At 63.6% G+C, this 14440-nt stretch carries 17 protein-coding genes; 2 read left to right on the top strand and 15 right to left on the bottom strand.

Annotated features, from left to right (window positions below):
* Positions 1-45 precede the first annotated feature (45 nt).
* A complete protein-coding gene (locus tag ACZ1A1_RS21365) occupies positions 46-1071 on the top strand; it encodes a substrate-binding domain-containing protein (protein ID WP_313194371.1) in 1026 nt (341 codons plus the stop codon).
* A 34-nt stretch (positions 1072-1105) separates the two neighbouring features.
* Here the strand turns inward: ACZ1A1_RS21365 and folD are convergent, their stop codons facing one another.
* Positions 1106-2005: a bifunctional methylenetetrahydrofolate dehydrogenase/methenyltetrahydrofolate cyclohydrolase FolD gene (gene folD, locus ACZ1A1_RS21360; RefSeq protein ID WP_463621475.1), complete on the bottom strand. Its 900-nt coding sequence runs from the start codon at positions 2003-2005 to the stop codon at positions 1106-1108.
* A gap of 427 nt (positions 2006-2432) precedes the next feature.
* Here folD and ACZ1A1_RS21355 point away from each other — a divergent pair, with 427 nt between their 5' ends.
* Positions 2433-3212 (top strand): WecB/TagA/CpsF family glycosyltransferase, encoded by a 780-nt coding sequence (locus tag ACZ1A1_RS21355; protein ID WP_463621474.1) that lies wholly within the window; start codon positions 2433-2435, stop codon positions 3210-3212.
* A 33-nt stretch (positions 3213-3245) separates the two neighbouring features.
* On the opposite strand, the gene ACZ1A1_RS21350 is transcribed toward ACZ1A1_RS21355, so the two are convergent.
* The 14 genes from ACZ1A1_RS21350 to rem all read right to left on the bottom strand — a co-directional run bounded on the left by ACZ1A1_RS21350 (position 3246) and on the right by rem (position 14416).
* Positions 3246-3773 (bottom strand): hypothetical protein, encoded by a 528-nt coding sequence (locus tag ACZ1A1_RS21350; protein ID WP_313194374.1) that lies wholly within the window; start codon positions 3771-3773, stop codon positions 3246-3248.
* Positions 3770-4138: a hypothetical protein gene (locus ACZ1A1_RS21345; RefSeq protein WP_313194375.1), complete on the bottom strand. Its 369-nt coding sequence runs from the start codon at positions 4136-4138 to the stop codon at positions 3770-3772. The genes ACZ1A1_RS21350 and ACZ1A1_RS21345 overlap by 4 nt, the downstream gene beginning before the upstream one ends.
* 15 nt (positions 4139-4153) lie before the next feature.
* A complete protein-coding gene (locus tag ACZ1A1_RS21340; protein ID WP_463621473.1) occupies positions 4154-4717 on the bottom strand; it encodes a rod-binding protein in 564 nt (187 codons plus the stop codon).
* 287 nt (positions 4718-5004) lie between these two features.
* Positions 5005-5403 carry a hypothetical protein gene (locus ACZ1A1_RS21335; RefSeq protein ID WP_463621472.1) on the bottom strand — a complete coding sequence of 133 codons (399 nt, stop codon included), beginning with the start codon at positions 5401-5403 and terminating at the stop codon, positions 5005-5007.
* A 1-nt stretch (position 5404) separates the two neighbouring features.
* A complete protein-coding gene (gene fliR / locus ACZ1A1_RS21330; RefSeq protein WP_313194378.1) occupies positions 5405-6157 on the bottom strand; it encodes a flagellar biosynthetic protein FliR in 753 nt (250 codons plus the stop codon).
* Complete coding sequence (flhA, locus tag ACZ1A1_RS21325) at positions 6154-8241, bottom strand: flagellar biosynthesis protein FlhA (protein WP_463621471.1); 2088 nt, start codon at positions 8239-8241, stop codon at positions 6154-6156. Before flhA ends, fliR begins: the two co-directional genes overlap by 4 nt.
* 99 nt (positions 8242-8340) lie before the next feature.
* The gene (fliQ, locus tag ACZ1A1_RS21320; protein ID WP_119257702.1) at positions 8341-8607 is read right to left on the bottom strand and encodes a flagellar biosynthesis protein FliQ; all 267 of its coding nucleotides are present in this window, start codon (positions 8605-8607) and stop codon (positions 8341-8343) included.
* 9 nt (positions 8608-8616) lie between these two features.
* A complete protein-coding gene (flgD, locus tag ACZ1A1_RS21315; protein WP_313194380.1) occupies positions 8617-9030 on the bottom strand; it encodes a flagellar hook assembly protein FlgD in 414 nt (137 codons plus the stop codon).
* Complete coding sequence (gene flbT, locus ACZ1A1_RS21310) at positions 9024-9470, bottom strand: flagellar biosynthesis repressor FlbT (protein ID WP_119257700.1); 447 nt, start codon at positions 9468-9470, stop codon at positions 9024-9026. The genes flgD and flbT overlap by 7 nt, the downstream gene beginning before the upstream one ends.
* Entirely contained in the window at positions 9467-9817 is a 351-nt protein-coding gene (gene flaF / locus ACZ1A1_RS21305) for a flagellar biosynthesis regulator FlaF (protein WP_119257699.1), read from the bottom strand. The genes flbT and flaF overlap by 4 nt, the downstream gene beginning before the upstream one ends.
* Before the next feature lie 38 nt (positions 9818-9855).
* Positions 9856-10911, bottom strand: a complete 1056-nt coding sequence (locus tag ACZ1A1_RS21300) for a flagellar hook-associated family protein (RefSeq protein ID WP_463621470.1) — start codon at positions 10909-10911, stop codon at positions 9856-9858.
* Between the two features lie 2 nt (positions 10912-10913).
* A complete protein-coding gene (gene flgK, locus ACZ1A1_RS21295) occupies positions 10914-12359 on the bottom strand; it encodes a flagellar hook-associated protein FlgK (RefSeq protein WP_313194382.1) in 1446 nt (481 codons plus the stop codon).
* 41 nt (positions 12360-12400) lie between these two features.
* The gene (locus ACZ1A1_RS21290) at positions 12401-13642 is read right to left on the bottom strand and encodes a flagellar hook protein FlgE (protein ID WP_415215449.1); all 1242 of its coding nucleotides are present in this window, start codon (positions 13640-13642) and stop codon (positions 12401-12403) included.
* Between the two features lie 99 nt (positions 13643-13741).
* A complete protein-coding gene (gene rem / locus ACZ1A1_RS21285; RefSeq protein WP_313194384.1) occupies positions 13742-14416 on the bottom strand; it encodes a transcriptional activator Rem in 675 nt (224 codons plus the stop codon).
* Between the last annotated feature and the right edge of the window lie 24 nt (positions 14417-14440).

Below are 14440 nucleotides of genomic sequence, written 5' to 3'. Positions count from 1 at the left end.
GCCAGAAATCCAAAGCGCTTTGAATAGTTCTAGAAAGCTAAGCATGTGAATCTCAAGCAGTTATCGCAATTGCTGGGCCTCTCCCAGACAACCGTGAGCAGGGCTTTGAACGGTTATCCGGAGGTCAATGCCGAAACGCGCCAGCGCGTGCTCGATGCCGTCCGGGAGACGGGCTATCGCCCCAACCGCGCCGCCCAGCGGCTTGCGACCGGCCGGGCCGGCTCCATCGGCCTCGTCATGCCGACGGCCGACGGGATCGAGTCCGACGTGCATTTCGGCGAGTTCCTGGCCGGGCTCGGCGACGAGGCAGTCAAGCACGATTTCCACTTCGTCATCAATCCGAGCCATCCCGAGGACGAGGTCGCCACCTGCCGGCGGCTGGTGGCGAGCGGCAATGTGGATGCGCTGTTCTTCGCCTATATGCGCGAGAAGGACCCGCGCATCGCCATGATGAAGTCGCTCAAGACGCCCTTCATCGTGCACGGGCGCTCCATCGGCATCCCGGCCGACTATCCCTTCCTCGACATCGACAATACCGGCGTCTTCTACGATGCGGCGCGGCTGCTCGCCCAGCTCGGCCACCGGCACTTCGCCCTCATCAACGGGCCGGACTACCTCACCTTCGCGATCCGCCGCCGGAAGGGCACCGAGCGGGCGCTCGGCGAATACGGGCTCGTGCTGCGCGAGGATTGCGTGCAGCATTCGCAGATGACGGACGAATACGGCTTCCGCGCCATGGAGCGCTTCCTCCGGCAGGAGACGCCGCCGACCGCCGTGCTCTGCTCCAGCACCGTGCTGGCGCTCGGGGCCGTGCGGGCGATCAACCAGGCCGGCCTGAAACTCGGTACGGATATCTCGCTCATCGCCCATGACGACGTGCTGCCGATGCTGAAGCCGGAGAATTTCATGGTGCCGCTGACGACGACGCGCTCGTCGCTACGCGCCGCCGGCCAGCGCATCGCGCGCCGGCTCATCGCGGAGATCCTGCAGCTCGAAACGGTGCCGCAGCAGGAACTGTGGAAGGCGGATCTCATCGTGCGCGCTTCGACGGGCCCGGCGCCCGCCAAATGAAAAGGCGCCCCAAGGGCGCCTTTTGCGGGGCGGTTCAGAACTTCGGGGGCGTCCTGCCGGCCTTGCGATAGGCGGCGATGACGGTGTTGGCCATCAGCATGGCGATGGTCATGGGGCCGACGCCGCCGGGGACCGGCGTGATGACGCCGGCGACCTTCACGCATTCCTCGAAGGCGACGTCGCCAACGAGGCGCGACTTGCCCTCGCCCCTTTCCGGCGCGGGAACGCGGTTGATGCCGACATCGATGACGGTCGCGCCGGGCTTGACCCAATCGGCCTTCACCATTTCCGGCCGGCCGACGGCGGCGACGAGGATATCGGCGTTGCGGCAGACGGCGGCGAGGTCCTTCGTGCGCGAATGGGCCGTCGTCACCGTCGCATTGGCGGCGAGCAGCAAAGCCGACATCGGCTTGCCGAAGAGGTTGGAGCGGCCGATCACCACGGCGTTGAGACCGGAAAGATCGTTGCCGTGGATGCGGCGCACGAAGACCATGGCGCCGGCCGGCGTGCAGGAGACGAGACCGCCGTCGAGATCGCCCGTCGCCACCTTGCCGGCATTGACGACATGCAGGCCGTCGACGTCCTTTTCGGGCCGGATCGACTGGATGATGGGATCGGAATTCAGGTGCTTCGGTAGGGGAAGCTGCACGAGGATGCCGTGGATGGTCTCGTCGGCATTCAGCGTCTCGACGAGGCGGGCAAGCTCTTCCTGCGTCGTCTCCTCCGGCAGCGTATGCTGGATGGAGTTGAAGCCGCATTCCTTGGCCATGCGGCTCTTGGAGGAGACATAGGCGTGGCTGGCCGGATCGTCGCCGACGATGACGACGGCGAGGCCCGGCCTGAAGCCGGCATCCTTCTCGAGCGCGACAGTCGCGGCTTTCACGGCGTCAATCACGGAAGCGGCAACCTGCTTCCCATCGATAATGGTGGTCACATTTCTCTCCCTGAATGAATTGCGCCACCCTAGCGGGGCGGCCGTTCGGCGGGATGGCCTCCCAACGCCCTATGCTGTCCAAAACACATAAATTCAAGCGCCATCGACGGGAAGAGCACACGAAATCGACCGGAGGCCGGTTTTCCTGTCAGCGATGAGGGGAGCCGCGATGCGGCATGGCGAAACCACTCAAGCTGACCGCTTTCGATATATGCTACCCAAAGGATTTTTAGGGCCGCGACCGTCTTTCTCGGAGGAATGATACGCGACATCAATGGCTTGCCCGCATGGTTAGCGAAAGATGAACACCTTCCCTCACCTTTTCCGGAATTCCTTAAACGGCCCTTCAGCCAGACTTGCTAGACCGGCCGCGGGGCAAACCGTTTCGAAGCGGGATTGCCGAAAGTCGCATGGAGGAAACCGGGCCATGGCCTTCGCATCGGGCAACATCGTCGCCTCCCAGCGGGAGATACTCGGCCTCGGGGTCTGCGACCTCGGCTGGGCGGAGAGCTTCTCGCTTGCCGAGGAAGTGGCGACCATGCCCTTCGGCCAGAACGTCATCGCCTTCCTCGACGCAAAGAATGCCAACCGGCTGACATGGGATGCGGAATACCGCGCCGTGCTGGAGCGGCAGATCGTCATGCCCGAGGGAAGCGGCATCGACATGGCCTCGCGGATGCTGCACGGCAAGCGCTTTCCGGCGCGCTTCACCGGCACGGCCTTCGTTCCGGCGCTCCTGACCTATCTTACGAGGCCGATGCGCGTCGCCCTGATCGGCGGCACCTCGGAAACACTGAAGCAGGCGGCGGAGGAACTGCAGCGCCACGCCCCCTGGCACGCCATCCTGCCGATCGCCGACGGCGCGTTCGACCGGGAAGAATCCGATGCGGTCATGGACCGCGTTCGCGCCGCCCGCGCGGATATCCTCGTCGTATCGATGGGAAGCCCCGCGCAGGAAAAGTGGATCGACCGCCATGCCGGCGCCGGGGATGCACGGCTCGTCCTCAGCGTGCGCGGACTGTTCGATGCGCTGGCCGACGGCTCTTGGCGGCCGGAAGCCGCCGGCAGGCACGGCCTCGCCGCCCGCCTTGCCCGGAAGCCCGACTTCGCCGCGCCGCTCCTCCTCTGCCATGCGCTGCGCCACAAGCTGGCGCGGCCGAAACCGGCGCACGGTCCGGCGGCAACGGCAAAGGCCGGCTCGATCTGACGAACCGGCCTTCCTGCACTCCTGTGGCGGGGATCAGTGCCCGCTTTTCTGCGTCTGCTCGACGGTCGGGACCTCGCCCTTCAAAAGGGTCACGCCCTTCTTCTGCGGCGGATTCTCGACCGAGGCCGTGGTGAGATAGTCGATCTGCTCGACATAGACCTCGGCGATGACCTCCGCGCCGAAGCGGCGGTTCAGCCCCTCCTTCACCACGCCCCGGAAGGCATCGAGATCGAAATTGCCGGTTGCCCCGATGTCGATCATCTTCTTGCCGACGAGCAGGGTATAGAGTTCGTCGGTGATCATCTCGGGCAGCGGCACGACCTGCTTGGCGGCGAGTTCCTTGTTGGCCTTGTAGGCGAGCCTCGTCAGCAGGTAGCCGCTGACGCCGCCCTCGCCGATCACCGGCACGGTGGTCGTATAGCCGCTGACGAATTCCATCGCGGCCTCGCGCGCGGCGGCGGCCGTGTCGACCTTGGGAGCCGAGGCCATCTTCAGCGAGAAATAGACCGAGGCGAGCGTGATCGCGAGGATCCAGACGCCGGTGCCGACGAGCTTGATCATGTGCCGTAACCCAGGCGGAACTGTTCCTGCGAATAGGTGCCGTCAGCCTCGAGGTCCTGCACGGCATTCTTCAGGATGGTGACGACCTCGCGCACGGCTTCCAGATGCGCCGAGACGCGCTGGGCATTGGTGGCCAGTTTTTCGCGCAGGCGCCCGAGCTGCGTGGAGAAGGTCGGCGGCACCTCGTCCGGCGGCACGTCGCGCGTCAGCATGGCGAGCTCATAGAGGCAGCGGCTCTTGTGGGCGTTCGACGTCGGCAGGTCGAAATCCGGGTCGCTGCCGATGCTGTCGTTCTCGTTGTCGATGATCGTCTCGAGTCGGCCGAGAACGGTGCGGATCCGGAGTTCGTTGTTCGCCTGTTCCATTTTGTTATGCTCCGCTTAAACCTTATGCGATTTCTTGTGGTCGTCCTTGATGCCGGGCGTCAGGTCGGCAAAGGCCTCGCGCTGCATGGTCTGCACCATGCCGGCGGCGACGCGGTCGACATCATTGTCCCGCGGATTGGTGGTGATGCCGCTCTTCTTGGCGAGGCTTTCGGCAATGCCGATGCCGCCGCCCTTGGCGATCGCATCGCCGAGCTGGTCGGCCATCATGCCGCGCCACATCTCGCCGGCGGTGCCCTTGCCGTAAAGCTCCTCGCTCTCGGCGGGCATCATCGACTTCACGAAATTCTGCAGCACCATGGATTCGAACTTGCGCAGGTGCTCCGGGATGTTCTTCCCGCCGACGGCCTTGACGCCTTCGCTCGCCGCGTGGCTGGCGGTGGTCGTATCCCGATTGAGGATGCCGACGGCGGCCTGGAAGCCGGCGCCCGCCTCGGCAAGGCTGGTCGCCTCGAAGGCGGCTCTATTCGATTTCAGCCTGGCCTGCGCTTCCTGAACCTGTGCCGGATCGGCGGCGCGCACGACGTCGAGCACCAGATCGCTGGGGGGAGTAATTGCCACGTCTCAAAGCCTTTCAGGTGATTCCCGCGTGCCGGACCCGTCCTCATGGCGGTCCGCCGGCCTCATGACCATCGTGGACATCCGGTCCGCCCGCGCATTGCCACGGCTGCTTCGGCAAACCTCGTCATCGTCCTGATGCGACTATCGCTGCTCAACCTTACGGGAGGCTGGTGGCGGATGACGAAGCCGTGACGACAGCGGCTTTCGAATCCATTCTGACGCAAGCTTGATGAGAAGGCGGTAAATCGCCTGTGCTTCCAGATATTTGGCCGGATAGTCGAAAGGGCCTAAGTTTCGTCCGTCCTGTAGGCGAGATGCTGGTCGATGAGATCGTAGATGGCGTCGTCCGCGGCCTCGCGGTCCTCGGCGTCGCGCGCCTCCTTCATGCGGTCTTCCATCCGGTCGCCCTTGGTGCGCTCGCGCACCACCCGCATCTCGTGCATCTCCTGCACGTTCGCCAGCATCTGCTCCTGCTGCTGGAGCCTGCTGTATTGCCCGGAATAGTGCCGCGAGAAGCTGCGGTGCACCGGATCGAGCGAGTTGATCGCATCGACCACCACGGTCATCGTCTCCGCCACTTCCTGCCGCTGGCGGGTGGTGCCGGCAAGGTCGATCTCCGCCATCTTCTCCAGATGGCGCTGCACCGTCACCAGCCGCTTGAGCTTGTCCGAGCGGTTCTGCGCCATGCTAGCCTCCCCGGAAAACCGGCATGAAGCCGGCGGTGAAGATTTCCAGGAGCGAGGACACGCCGAAATAAAGCAGCAGCATGCCGCCCATGATGATGAAGGGCAGCGAGATGAAGTAGATCGGGATCTGCGGCGCCAGCTTGTTGACGAGGCCGACGGAGACGTTGAACACCAGACCGTAGAGGATGAACGGGCTGGCGAGCCGCAGCATGATCATGAAGGTCTGGCTCAGCGTGTCGGTGAGCGTGATGAGCGCACTCTGCGGATTGAAGCCGCCGCCGAGCGGCATGACATTGTAGGAATCGACCAGCGCCCGAAGGACGATGTGGTGGAAATCCAGAAGGAAGAGTATCAGCAGGCCGGTGAAGGAGAGAAGGTTCGTCAACTGGTTCTCGGCCGCGTCCTCCAGCACGTCCGGCGTCGGCGGCGAGTTGAAGCCCATCATCATGGTCAGCACGGTGCCGGCGAACTGCAGGCCGAGCACGTAATAGCGGGCGATCAGGCCGATCACCGCACCGGTCAGCGTCTCGAAGGTGATCATCGTCAGGTAGCCGTCGAGCGGGCCGGAGGCGCGCGGATAGATCGTGTCCCACATCAGCGGCAGCACCGCCATGGACACGGCGACCGCCAGGAACAGGCGGATCTGCATCGGCATGCGCGCGGAGGAAAAGCCCGGCAGGAGCATGAAGCACCCGCCGACACGGCAGAACGCGGCGAACAGCGCCAGCACCGTGCCCTGCGGGTCCGAGATCATGAAATGGAGCCGAGAATCTTGATCTCGATGCCCTTGGCAAGCTCGACATGCGAGAGAACCGGCAATGTGGCGAAGAGGCGCTCGATGATCATGCGCACATAAGAGCGGGATTCGGGCGACGTGACCAGTACGAAGGGCGTGCCGCGGTCGAGAAACTCGCGGATAACCCGGGTCGCCTGCTCGGAAAACTCCTCGAGCTGGCGCGGATCGATGTCGAACTCGACGATCTCGCCCTTCGAATCGCGCTTGAGCGCCTGGTGGAAGACCATGTCCCATTTGTTGCCGAGGCGCAGCACCGGCAGCACGCCGTTGTCGGTGAGGTCGCCGCAGATCTGCTGGGCCATGCGGATGCGAACATGCTCGACGATCTGCTCTGTCTTGCGCACATGCGGGGCGAGCTCGGCGACCGCTTCGAGGATGAGATGCAGGTTGCGGATGGAGACGCGCTCGGCGAGCAGCAGCTTCAGCACCGCCTGTAAGCCCGAATAGGACATGTGCGAGGAGCAGATCTCGTCGGCGAGCTTGCGGTATTCCGGATCGAGGCGCTCGATCAGGATCTTCACGTCCTTGTAGGAGAGAAGCTGCGGCAGATTGTTGCGGATGACCTCGGAAAGGTGCGTCAGCACCACCGAGACGTTGTCGATCGGGTGGAAGCCCTCGCGGCGCAGGTCGTCGGCGAAGGTCTCGAGGATCGAGACGGCCGGCATGCCGAAGGCGGGCTCGCGGATGTCGTCGCCCGGCACGCTCGGCTTGCGCCCGCCGCCGGTGACGACCAGCACTTCGCCGACGCGCACGATGTTGGAGGCGATCGTCGTGCCGTGGATGCGGATCTGGTAGGACTTGTCCGGGATGGTGATGTCGTCGGACACCTTGATCTCCGGCACCACGAAGCCGTATTGCGCGGCGAACTTCTTGCGCATCTTGCCGACGCGGAAGGCCAGCTCCTGATGCGCGCCGAGAAGGCGCGTGGAGACCTGCTTGCCGAGCAGCAGCTCGATCTCGGCGGTCTTCAGCACCGACTTGACCGAATCCTTCTCCTGCTCGCGCGTCGCCTGGACCTGCTGGGCCTCCGCTTCGCGCTTGAGACGGCTCTCCTCCTCGATACGGCGCGGGATGATCCAGGCGCCGAAGGCCATGACGCCGCCGAGGACCATGAAGGGGAAGAAGGGCAGGCCCGGCATGACCGCGAGCAGCGTCATAAGGCCGGAGGCGACGAAGAGCGCGCGCGGATAGCCGGAGAGCTGGTTGATGACCGCCTGGTCGGTGGAGCCTGCCGTGCCGCCGCGCGAGACGATGAGGCCGGCGGCGAGCGAGACGATGAGGGCGGGGATCTGCGAGACGAGACCGTCGCCGACCGACAGCTTCACGAAGACGTCGGCGGCTTCGCCGAGCTCCATGCCGTGCCGGAAATAGCCGATGACGATGCCGCCGAAGACGTTGATGGCGGTGATGAGAAGGCCCGCGATGGCATCGCCGCGCACGAATTTCGAGGCACCGTCCATCGAGCCGAAGAAGGAGCTTTCCTCCTCCAGCTCGCGGCGGCGGAGCTGCGCCTGCTTCTCGTCGATGAGGCCGGCGGAAAGGTCGGCGTCGATCGACATCTGCTTGCCGGGGATGGCATCGAGGGTGAAACGCGCGCCGACTTCGGCGATACGCGTCGCGCCCTTGGTGATGACGATGAAGTTCACCACGATCAGGATCATGAAGACGATGATACCGATGACGAAGTCGCCGGACATGACGAGGCTGGCAAAGCCCGCGATCACGCCGCCGGCCGCATCGTGTCCCTCGTTGCCGTGGGAAAGGATGACGCGGGTGGTCGCGATGTTGAGCGCAAGGCGCACCATGGTCGCGATCAAGAGGACCGTTGGGAAGGACGAGAAATCGAGCGGTCGCTGGATCCACAGCGCCACCATGAGGATGAGCACGGAAAAGGCGATCGAGAAGGCAAGGCCGATGTCGATCATGAAGGCCGGGATCGGCAGGAAGAGGATCGACAGGATCGTCAGGATGCCCACGGCGAATGCGATATCGCGGCCGCTGGGGCTTACCTTCGGAAGGTTGATTGCCGGTACTTGCGCCATCTGAATGCGTCCCGTCTCGTCATGAGAGGCCGCGACGCACCACACGCGTCGCCCATTTCACATGACGACATAGAGGGCGAAGCTTGCGCGAGGGTGGGTTCAGAACCCGCTTTGTATTCGCGAGAAGACGAGGTCGGTGAAGATGGAGATCTGGGCGCCGATGAAGGGCGCGGAAATGGCGATGGTCACGAAGATCGCCAGGATCTTCGGGACGAAGGTGAGGGTCATTTCCTGCACCTGCGTCAGCGCCTGGATGAAGGCGATGACGACGCCCACGACCATGGCCGCGAGCACGGCCGGTCCGGAGGACACGATGACAGTCCAGATGGCTGCCTGCGCTATGTCGAGGGCGTCTGCCTCATTCACGGGATAGGGTCACTTCACGGTTACGCCGGGGCCGACGATGATCTTCTCACCCGACTCAAGCGTTGCTACGATACCGTCGTTATATAGCGTGACTTCCTTGACGACGCCAGAAACCTTGCCGTCGTCGCTGGTGACCGTGCGGCCGATGACGGAGTTCGCCTCCTGCAGCGAGGTGCGCTGGAGCAGGCTTTCCAGGTTCTTGTTCGTCTTGATGGTCTGCTCGACCTGCGAGAAGGTCGCAAGCTGCGCCATCTGCTGGGTGGCGTCCATCGGCTCGGTCGGATCCTGGTTCTTCATCTGCGCCACGAGGAGCTTGAGGAAGCTCTCGTAGTTCAGCGTCGCGGTCTTGGTGTCGCTGCCCGATTCCGCGCCGGTGACGCTCGGGATATAGCCGGAGGTCGAGGAACCGACAGCGTCTACCATGGTGCAATCTCCCTGCGGATCTGTTCGATGGTGGCCGGAGCCATCTCGTGGTTGTTGAGAATGCGATCCTCGATCGGGTAAAGGGCGCGGATGGCCTTCAGGGCCTCGAAGGCGCGGCCCTGCGTGACGAGGGCGTCGACGCGCTTCAGCTCGGCCAGCACTTCCTCGTTCTTGAAGCAGGAAAGCAGCATGATGACCGACTTGCGGAACATGGCGATCGACTGCTCGGCGCCTTCCGGGTTGATCAGCGCCATCTGCGCGATGAAATAGAGCTGGCGGAGCGGCGTCGTGGCCTGTTCCGGCTGCAGGACGTGGTTTTCCAGAAGGAAGGTCACGTCGTTGAGGAATTCGACGGCGACCTTGCGGTCGACCCTCAGGACTGCGCCGTTGACGAAAATGCGCTCACCGGATTTCAGCGATATACGCAGCGTACTTTTCATTTGATGCCATCCTTGATGATGGTGGTAATGTCGATGATGCCCTGGAAGTTCGTGGATTCGCGTTTGCGTATCCTTTCGATCTCCTTGAGAATCCAGATGGCGATCGAGATGAGATTGGCCCTGATCTCATCCTCGAGCTGGTTTTCGGGATTGCCGAGATCCTCGATGAAGCGGATCCAGACCCGACGGGTGTAATAGACGGCTTCCACCGCCTCCTTGCCGTAACTGCCCCCGGCAGCCACCGCGGCCTGCAACAGCGCGATGGACCTTTCGAGGACCTGCCGTTCCCGATCCTTCGAGACGGCAACGCCCTCCTCCATGATCTCGGCATAGGAAAACTGGTACATTCAGACATCCTTCATGTGTGTCCGTACCCTCTGGTTCATCAGAGGTAGTTCAGCAGACTGAGATTCTGGATCCTCGACGTCAGCGTGTAGGCGAGCGAAAGCTGCGACTCGAGCGTGGTCACGCGCGTCGCGGCCTCGTAGGTATCGATACCCTCCATGTCCTTGATGCTGGTGTTCAGGATGGTGATCTGGGCGTCCAGCGAGGTATTGGCCTGCTTGACGCGGGATTCGGAGATGCCGAGCTTGGAGCGCTCGCCGTCGATGCCGGAAATCGCCTTGCCCATATAGTCGATCGCCGAATCGCTGACCGCCTTGCGGGTCTGCTCCGAGATGCCGAGCGACAGGAGCTCCTGGCCGAGCACCAGGCCGAGCGCCATGTAGCGCATGCCGGTCACATTGGTGTTGGTCGAGCTCTGGACGGTCTCGGCCGCGCTGATGCGGCTCTGCATGTTCTCGTCCGAGGCGTTCGACCAGTCCGCTTCCCAATCCGACCCCATGAAACTGGTTTCGAGATCGCCGATGAAGGCCTGCATGTCGGCCGGCGTGATGTTGGCGACGGCTGGGTCGGTCTGGGTGAAGCCGAAATGGGCGAAGAAGGCGTTGTCGAACGTCGTCTTGGCAGCCGAAGGCGGCGTTTCCTGTAGATAGTCGTTGAACGGAATCACGTCCGAATTGATGCCGGCGAAGAGATATTCGCCGCTGAAGGAGGTGTTGGCGGCGGCCGTAAAGGTCGACAGCGCATTGCCGATATTCTGCTTGGCGAGATCGAGCTGGTCGGCCGAGGTGATGCCGGAAAGCGCGATCAGCACCTCCATCGCGTCGTTCGCCGCGGACGACATCTGGCCGAGGGCTTCCTGCGAGGCGGCTAACCGCTGGGTGGTGAGCGCGTTGGTGCTCTTCAGCGATTCCATGCGCTGGAGATCGCGGTGCAGGTTGAGCGTGCGCGCCGTCTTGGCACCGAGCGCCGTGCCGACATCAGCGTGGCGGCCGGTGACCGTCTCTTCCTGAAGCTGCTGCATCTCCTTCTGAGCCTTTGCGACCGTGAGCCGCATGGTGTTCTGAAGGGACAGGTTGGAAACGAAAGAAGCCTTCATGACTAGCCCGCCGCCTGGAGGAGCGCGGTGATCATCTCATCCACCGCCGAAACCAGTTTCGCCGACGCCTTGTAGGACTGCTCCAGATCGAGGAGCAGCGCCAGTTCCTCGTCGAGGCTGACCGCCGTCACGTTCTGCAGCGCGTCCTGGGTGCGGCCGAGCAGCGCGTTCTTATCGTCGCTCGCCGTGGTCGCGGCGCTGCGGATCTGCTCCAGCCAGCCGACCGAGCCGGTCGAGAAGGCGAGGATCGTGCCCGTCGTGTCGATCGCCGCGTCCGGATCGAAGGTCTGCGTCGTCTCGAAAGCCGCCGCATAGCCGTTCAGGAGCTCCGAGAAGCTGGCATTGTTGTCGACGTTGAACGTCTCGTTGATGCCGTCCCTGAGCAGCATCGCATTGCCGCCCTGGCTGGTGATCACCGCCGGATTGACCTTGATGACGCCGGCAAGACCCGGCGAATTGACCGTCGGCACGCCGCTCCAGGTGAAGAGGCCGTCCGTCGCCACGAAGGTGCCGGAACCGGGCGGCGTCTCGACATTCTCGGAGAACATGGAAACGAGCGTGCGCGACATCTCGTCGAGCTGCTTCTGGAAGGTCGGGGCGGCGTGGTCGCGAAGCTGGAGGAGCGCGGCGAGCGAACCCTGCGCGCTGGTGTTGCCGCCGGCCCCGGCCTGGACGGGCACGCCGTCGATCAGGATCTGGTTGCCGTCGACGGCCGCCGTATAGGTGGTCGTCGCCTCGAAGCTCACGGTGCGCGGCACCGTCTCGAACAGCACCGTGCCGTCGCTGGTATAGAGCGCAAGGTCGTTGTTGGTGCGGGTAACGGTGGTGACGCCGACGATCTCGGAGATCTGGGTCAGGAGCTTGTCGCGCTGGTCGAGCGCGTCGTTGTCCTGCGTGCCCGCGGCCGTGCTCTGCTTGACCTTGTCGTTATAGGTCTTGAATTCCTTGAGGAGCCGGTTGAGCTCCGTCACCGCCGTATCGATATCCGCATCCGCCTCGGCGCGCAGCTTCTGGAGCGCGGCGGAGGTGCTGTTCAGCGAATTGGCGACGTCGGTCGCGTCGGCCACCACGGTCTCGGCGAGCGAAACCTCGTTCGGCTTGTCGGCGAAGGCCTGGAGATTGTCGCGCAGCTTCGCGAGATAGGTGGACGGGGCGAGTTCGTAGCCCTCGCCGCCGAGCATCGTCTTCATCTGCGTGAGACCGGCGAGCAGCGTATCCTGCCCGGCGCTCTTGGAGATGCTGAGGAGGTTCTGCTTGAGCAGCGCCTCGTTCTGGGCACGCTGGGTCTCGACCACCGTCGCGCCCGAGGCGGCCGTGGCGAGAACCGCCGCACGGCGCGCGTAGGCCGGGTTGCTTGCATTGGCAATGTTCTTCGAAACGACGGCCGATTGCAGGCCTACGTTGGAAAAACTGGACTGAGCAGTCTTCATTGCTGCTGAAAGCGACATCGGATCTACCTAATTCTCGAACGCGTGCGGGCGGGTCCGGCTTATCTCTTGAGGTTGACGAGGACTTCCATCAGTTCCGAACCGGTCTGGAAGACCTTGGAGTTCGCCGTATAGTTTCGCTGCGACTCGATCATGGCCGTCAGCTCTTCGCCGATATCGACGTTGGAATCTTCCAGCGCGCCGGAGAGGATGGTGCCGAAGCCGCCATTGCCGGCATAGCCCATGACGATGACGCCCGAATCGCTGCTCTGCGAGTAGACGTTGCCGGGAAGCGGCTTGAGGTTGTCCGGGCTCTGCACGTTCGCCATGGCGATGCGGTACTTCGGCGCCATGTCGCCGTTCTCGTACTTGAGGTAGACGATGCCGTCGTCGCTGATCTCGTAGCCGGAAACGCCGCTCGGGCCGATGCCGTCGATATCGCCGCTGGCGGCGAAGGCAGCAGCAAGCTGCGTCGTGCCCTTGGCGTTGCCGCCGATGGAGATCTCGAGGGCGTTGAGTTCCGCGCCGCCGATGGTCATGGCGTCCGTGGTGATGCTTTCCGGCGTCTGGAGCTTGCCGTCCGAGCCGAAGGTCAGCGTCGTCGGCGCGAGAAGTTCCGTTTCGGTACCGGTTTCCGGATCGGTGTAGCTGACCCGCAGGTCCCACTGCGTCGTCGGCGGCGGGCCCGCCGTCACGCCCACCTTCGTGTAGGTGAAGTCGAGCTTGCGGGTGTTGCCGAGGCTGTCATAGGCGACGAGCGAGGTAGCCTTGGAATAGCCGTCCTCTTCGTTCGCCGGGAGGTTCACGTTGAGATAGCCGCTTTCCGACGCCTTCACGCTGAGATCGCCCGAAGCGAGATTGATCTCGGTAAGACCGGCAAAGCCGTTGATGACGATGGTCGGGTCCTCGGTCGAGGAATATTCGTAGCCCATCAGGGTGAAGCCGGCCGAATTGCGCAGCGTGCCGTCGTTCATGACGGTGAAGGCGCCGGCGCGCGTCAGGTATTCCACGCCGTCCGAACCGGTGACGATGAAGAAGCCCTTGCCGTTGATGGCAAGGTCCGTCGCCGAGGTCGTGTAGGTGAAGGTGCCCTGCGCGGAGATTGAATAGCGCACGTCCGTGGTCACGCCGCCTGAATTGTAGGCGCCGCCGGTGGTGGGCAGGATCAGCGAGGAGAACTGGGTCGAGGCTTTCTTGTAGCCCGTCGTGTTCGCGTTGGCGATGTTGTCGGCAACCGTGCTCAGGCGATTGGCCTGCGCGTTCATGCCGGAAACACCCGTTCTCATCGTACCGTAGAGGCTCATGTGGTTTCCCCGTTCATCTCGTCACCGCGACCCTATGGGACGGGCCTTGCGTGAAGCTGGCTGCCGGGGTCCGCCTTCCCCATCAGCCGGCGGCTCGTTTCAGCTCTGCCAGTCGATGCAGTAGCCAAGGAAGCGCTTGGAATCGATCGGATCGAAACCGAGCTTCTTGCGCAGCTTCTTGCGCAGCTTGCTGATATGGCTTTCGACGACGTTCTCCTCGACGTCCTCGTCGAAGATCCCGTAGATCGCGTTGAAGATCTGGGTCTTGGAAAGCCGGCGGCCGCGGTTGGCGACCAAATATTCCAGGATGCGGCGCTCTCGGCGCGGCAGGGGAAACACATCGCCGGAGATTTCCGGGTCGCGGCCGTCCGAGAAGACGCGGATCGGGCCGATGTCGGTATGGTTGGCAAGCGCCTTGAGGCGACGCCGGATGGCCGCCGCACGGGCCAGGATTTCCCGGGGGTGAACCGGCTTGCGCACCACGTCGTCGACGCCGCTGTCGAAGAAGGCGAGCGTGGTTTCGAGCGAGGGCGTATCGCTGACCGCGATGACCGGCGCTTGGGAGCGATCACGAATCGCGCGCGGCAGCTCCATGGAGAGCTGGCCCTGGCCGATCAGGAACGCTTCGACCGCGTCGATGTCCGAATCGGCGGCGGTGTTCACCCACTCGCCGAATTCACGGGGATCGAACCCCGTCGAGGGCACGCCCTCGCGCCCGAAAAGAGAAGTATAGCCGTCTTTAACGAGCTCGCGCTCATCAACCACTACGATCATTCGTCCGCCTCCGAATCAGTGTGG

It is taken from the genome of Shinella sp. R2-11 (genome assembly GCF_055330205.1).
The sequence above is the reverse complement of the archived record's forward strand: the minus strand, read 5'-3'. Positions and strand labels throughout refer to the sequence as shown.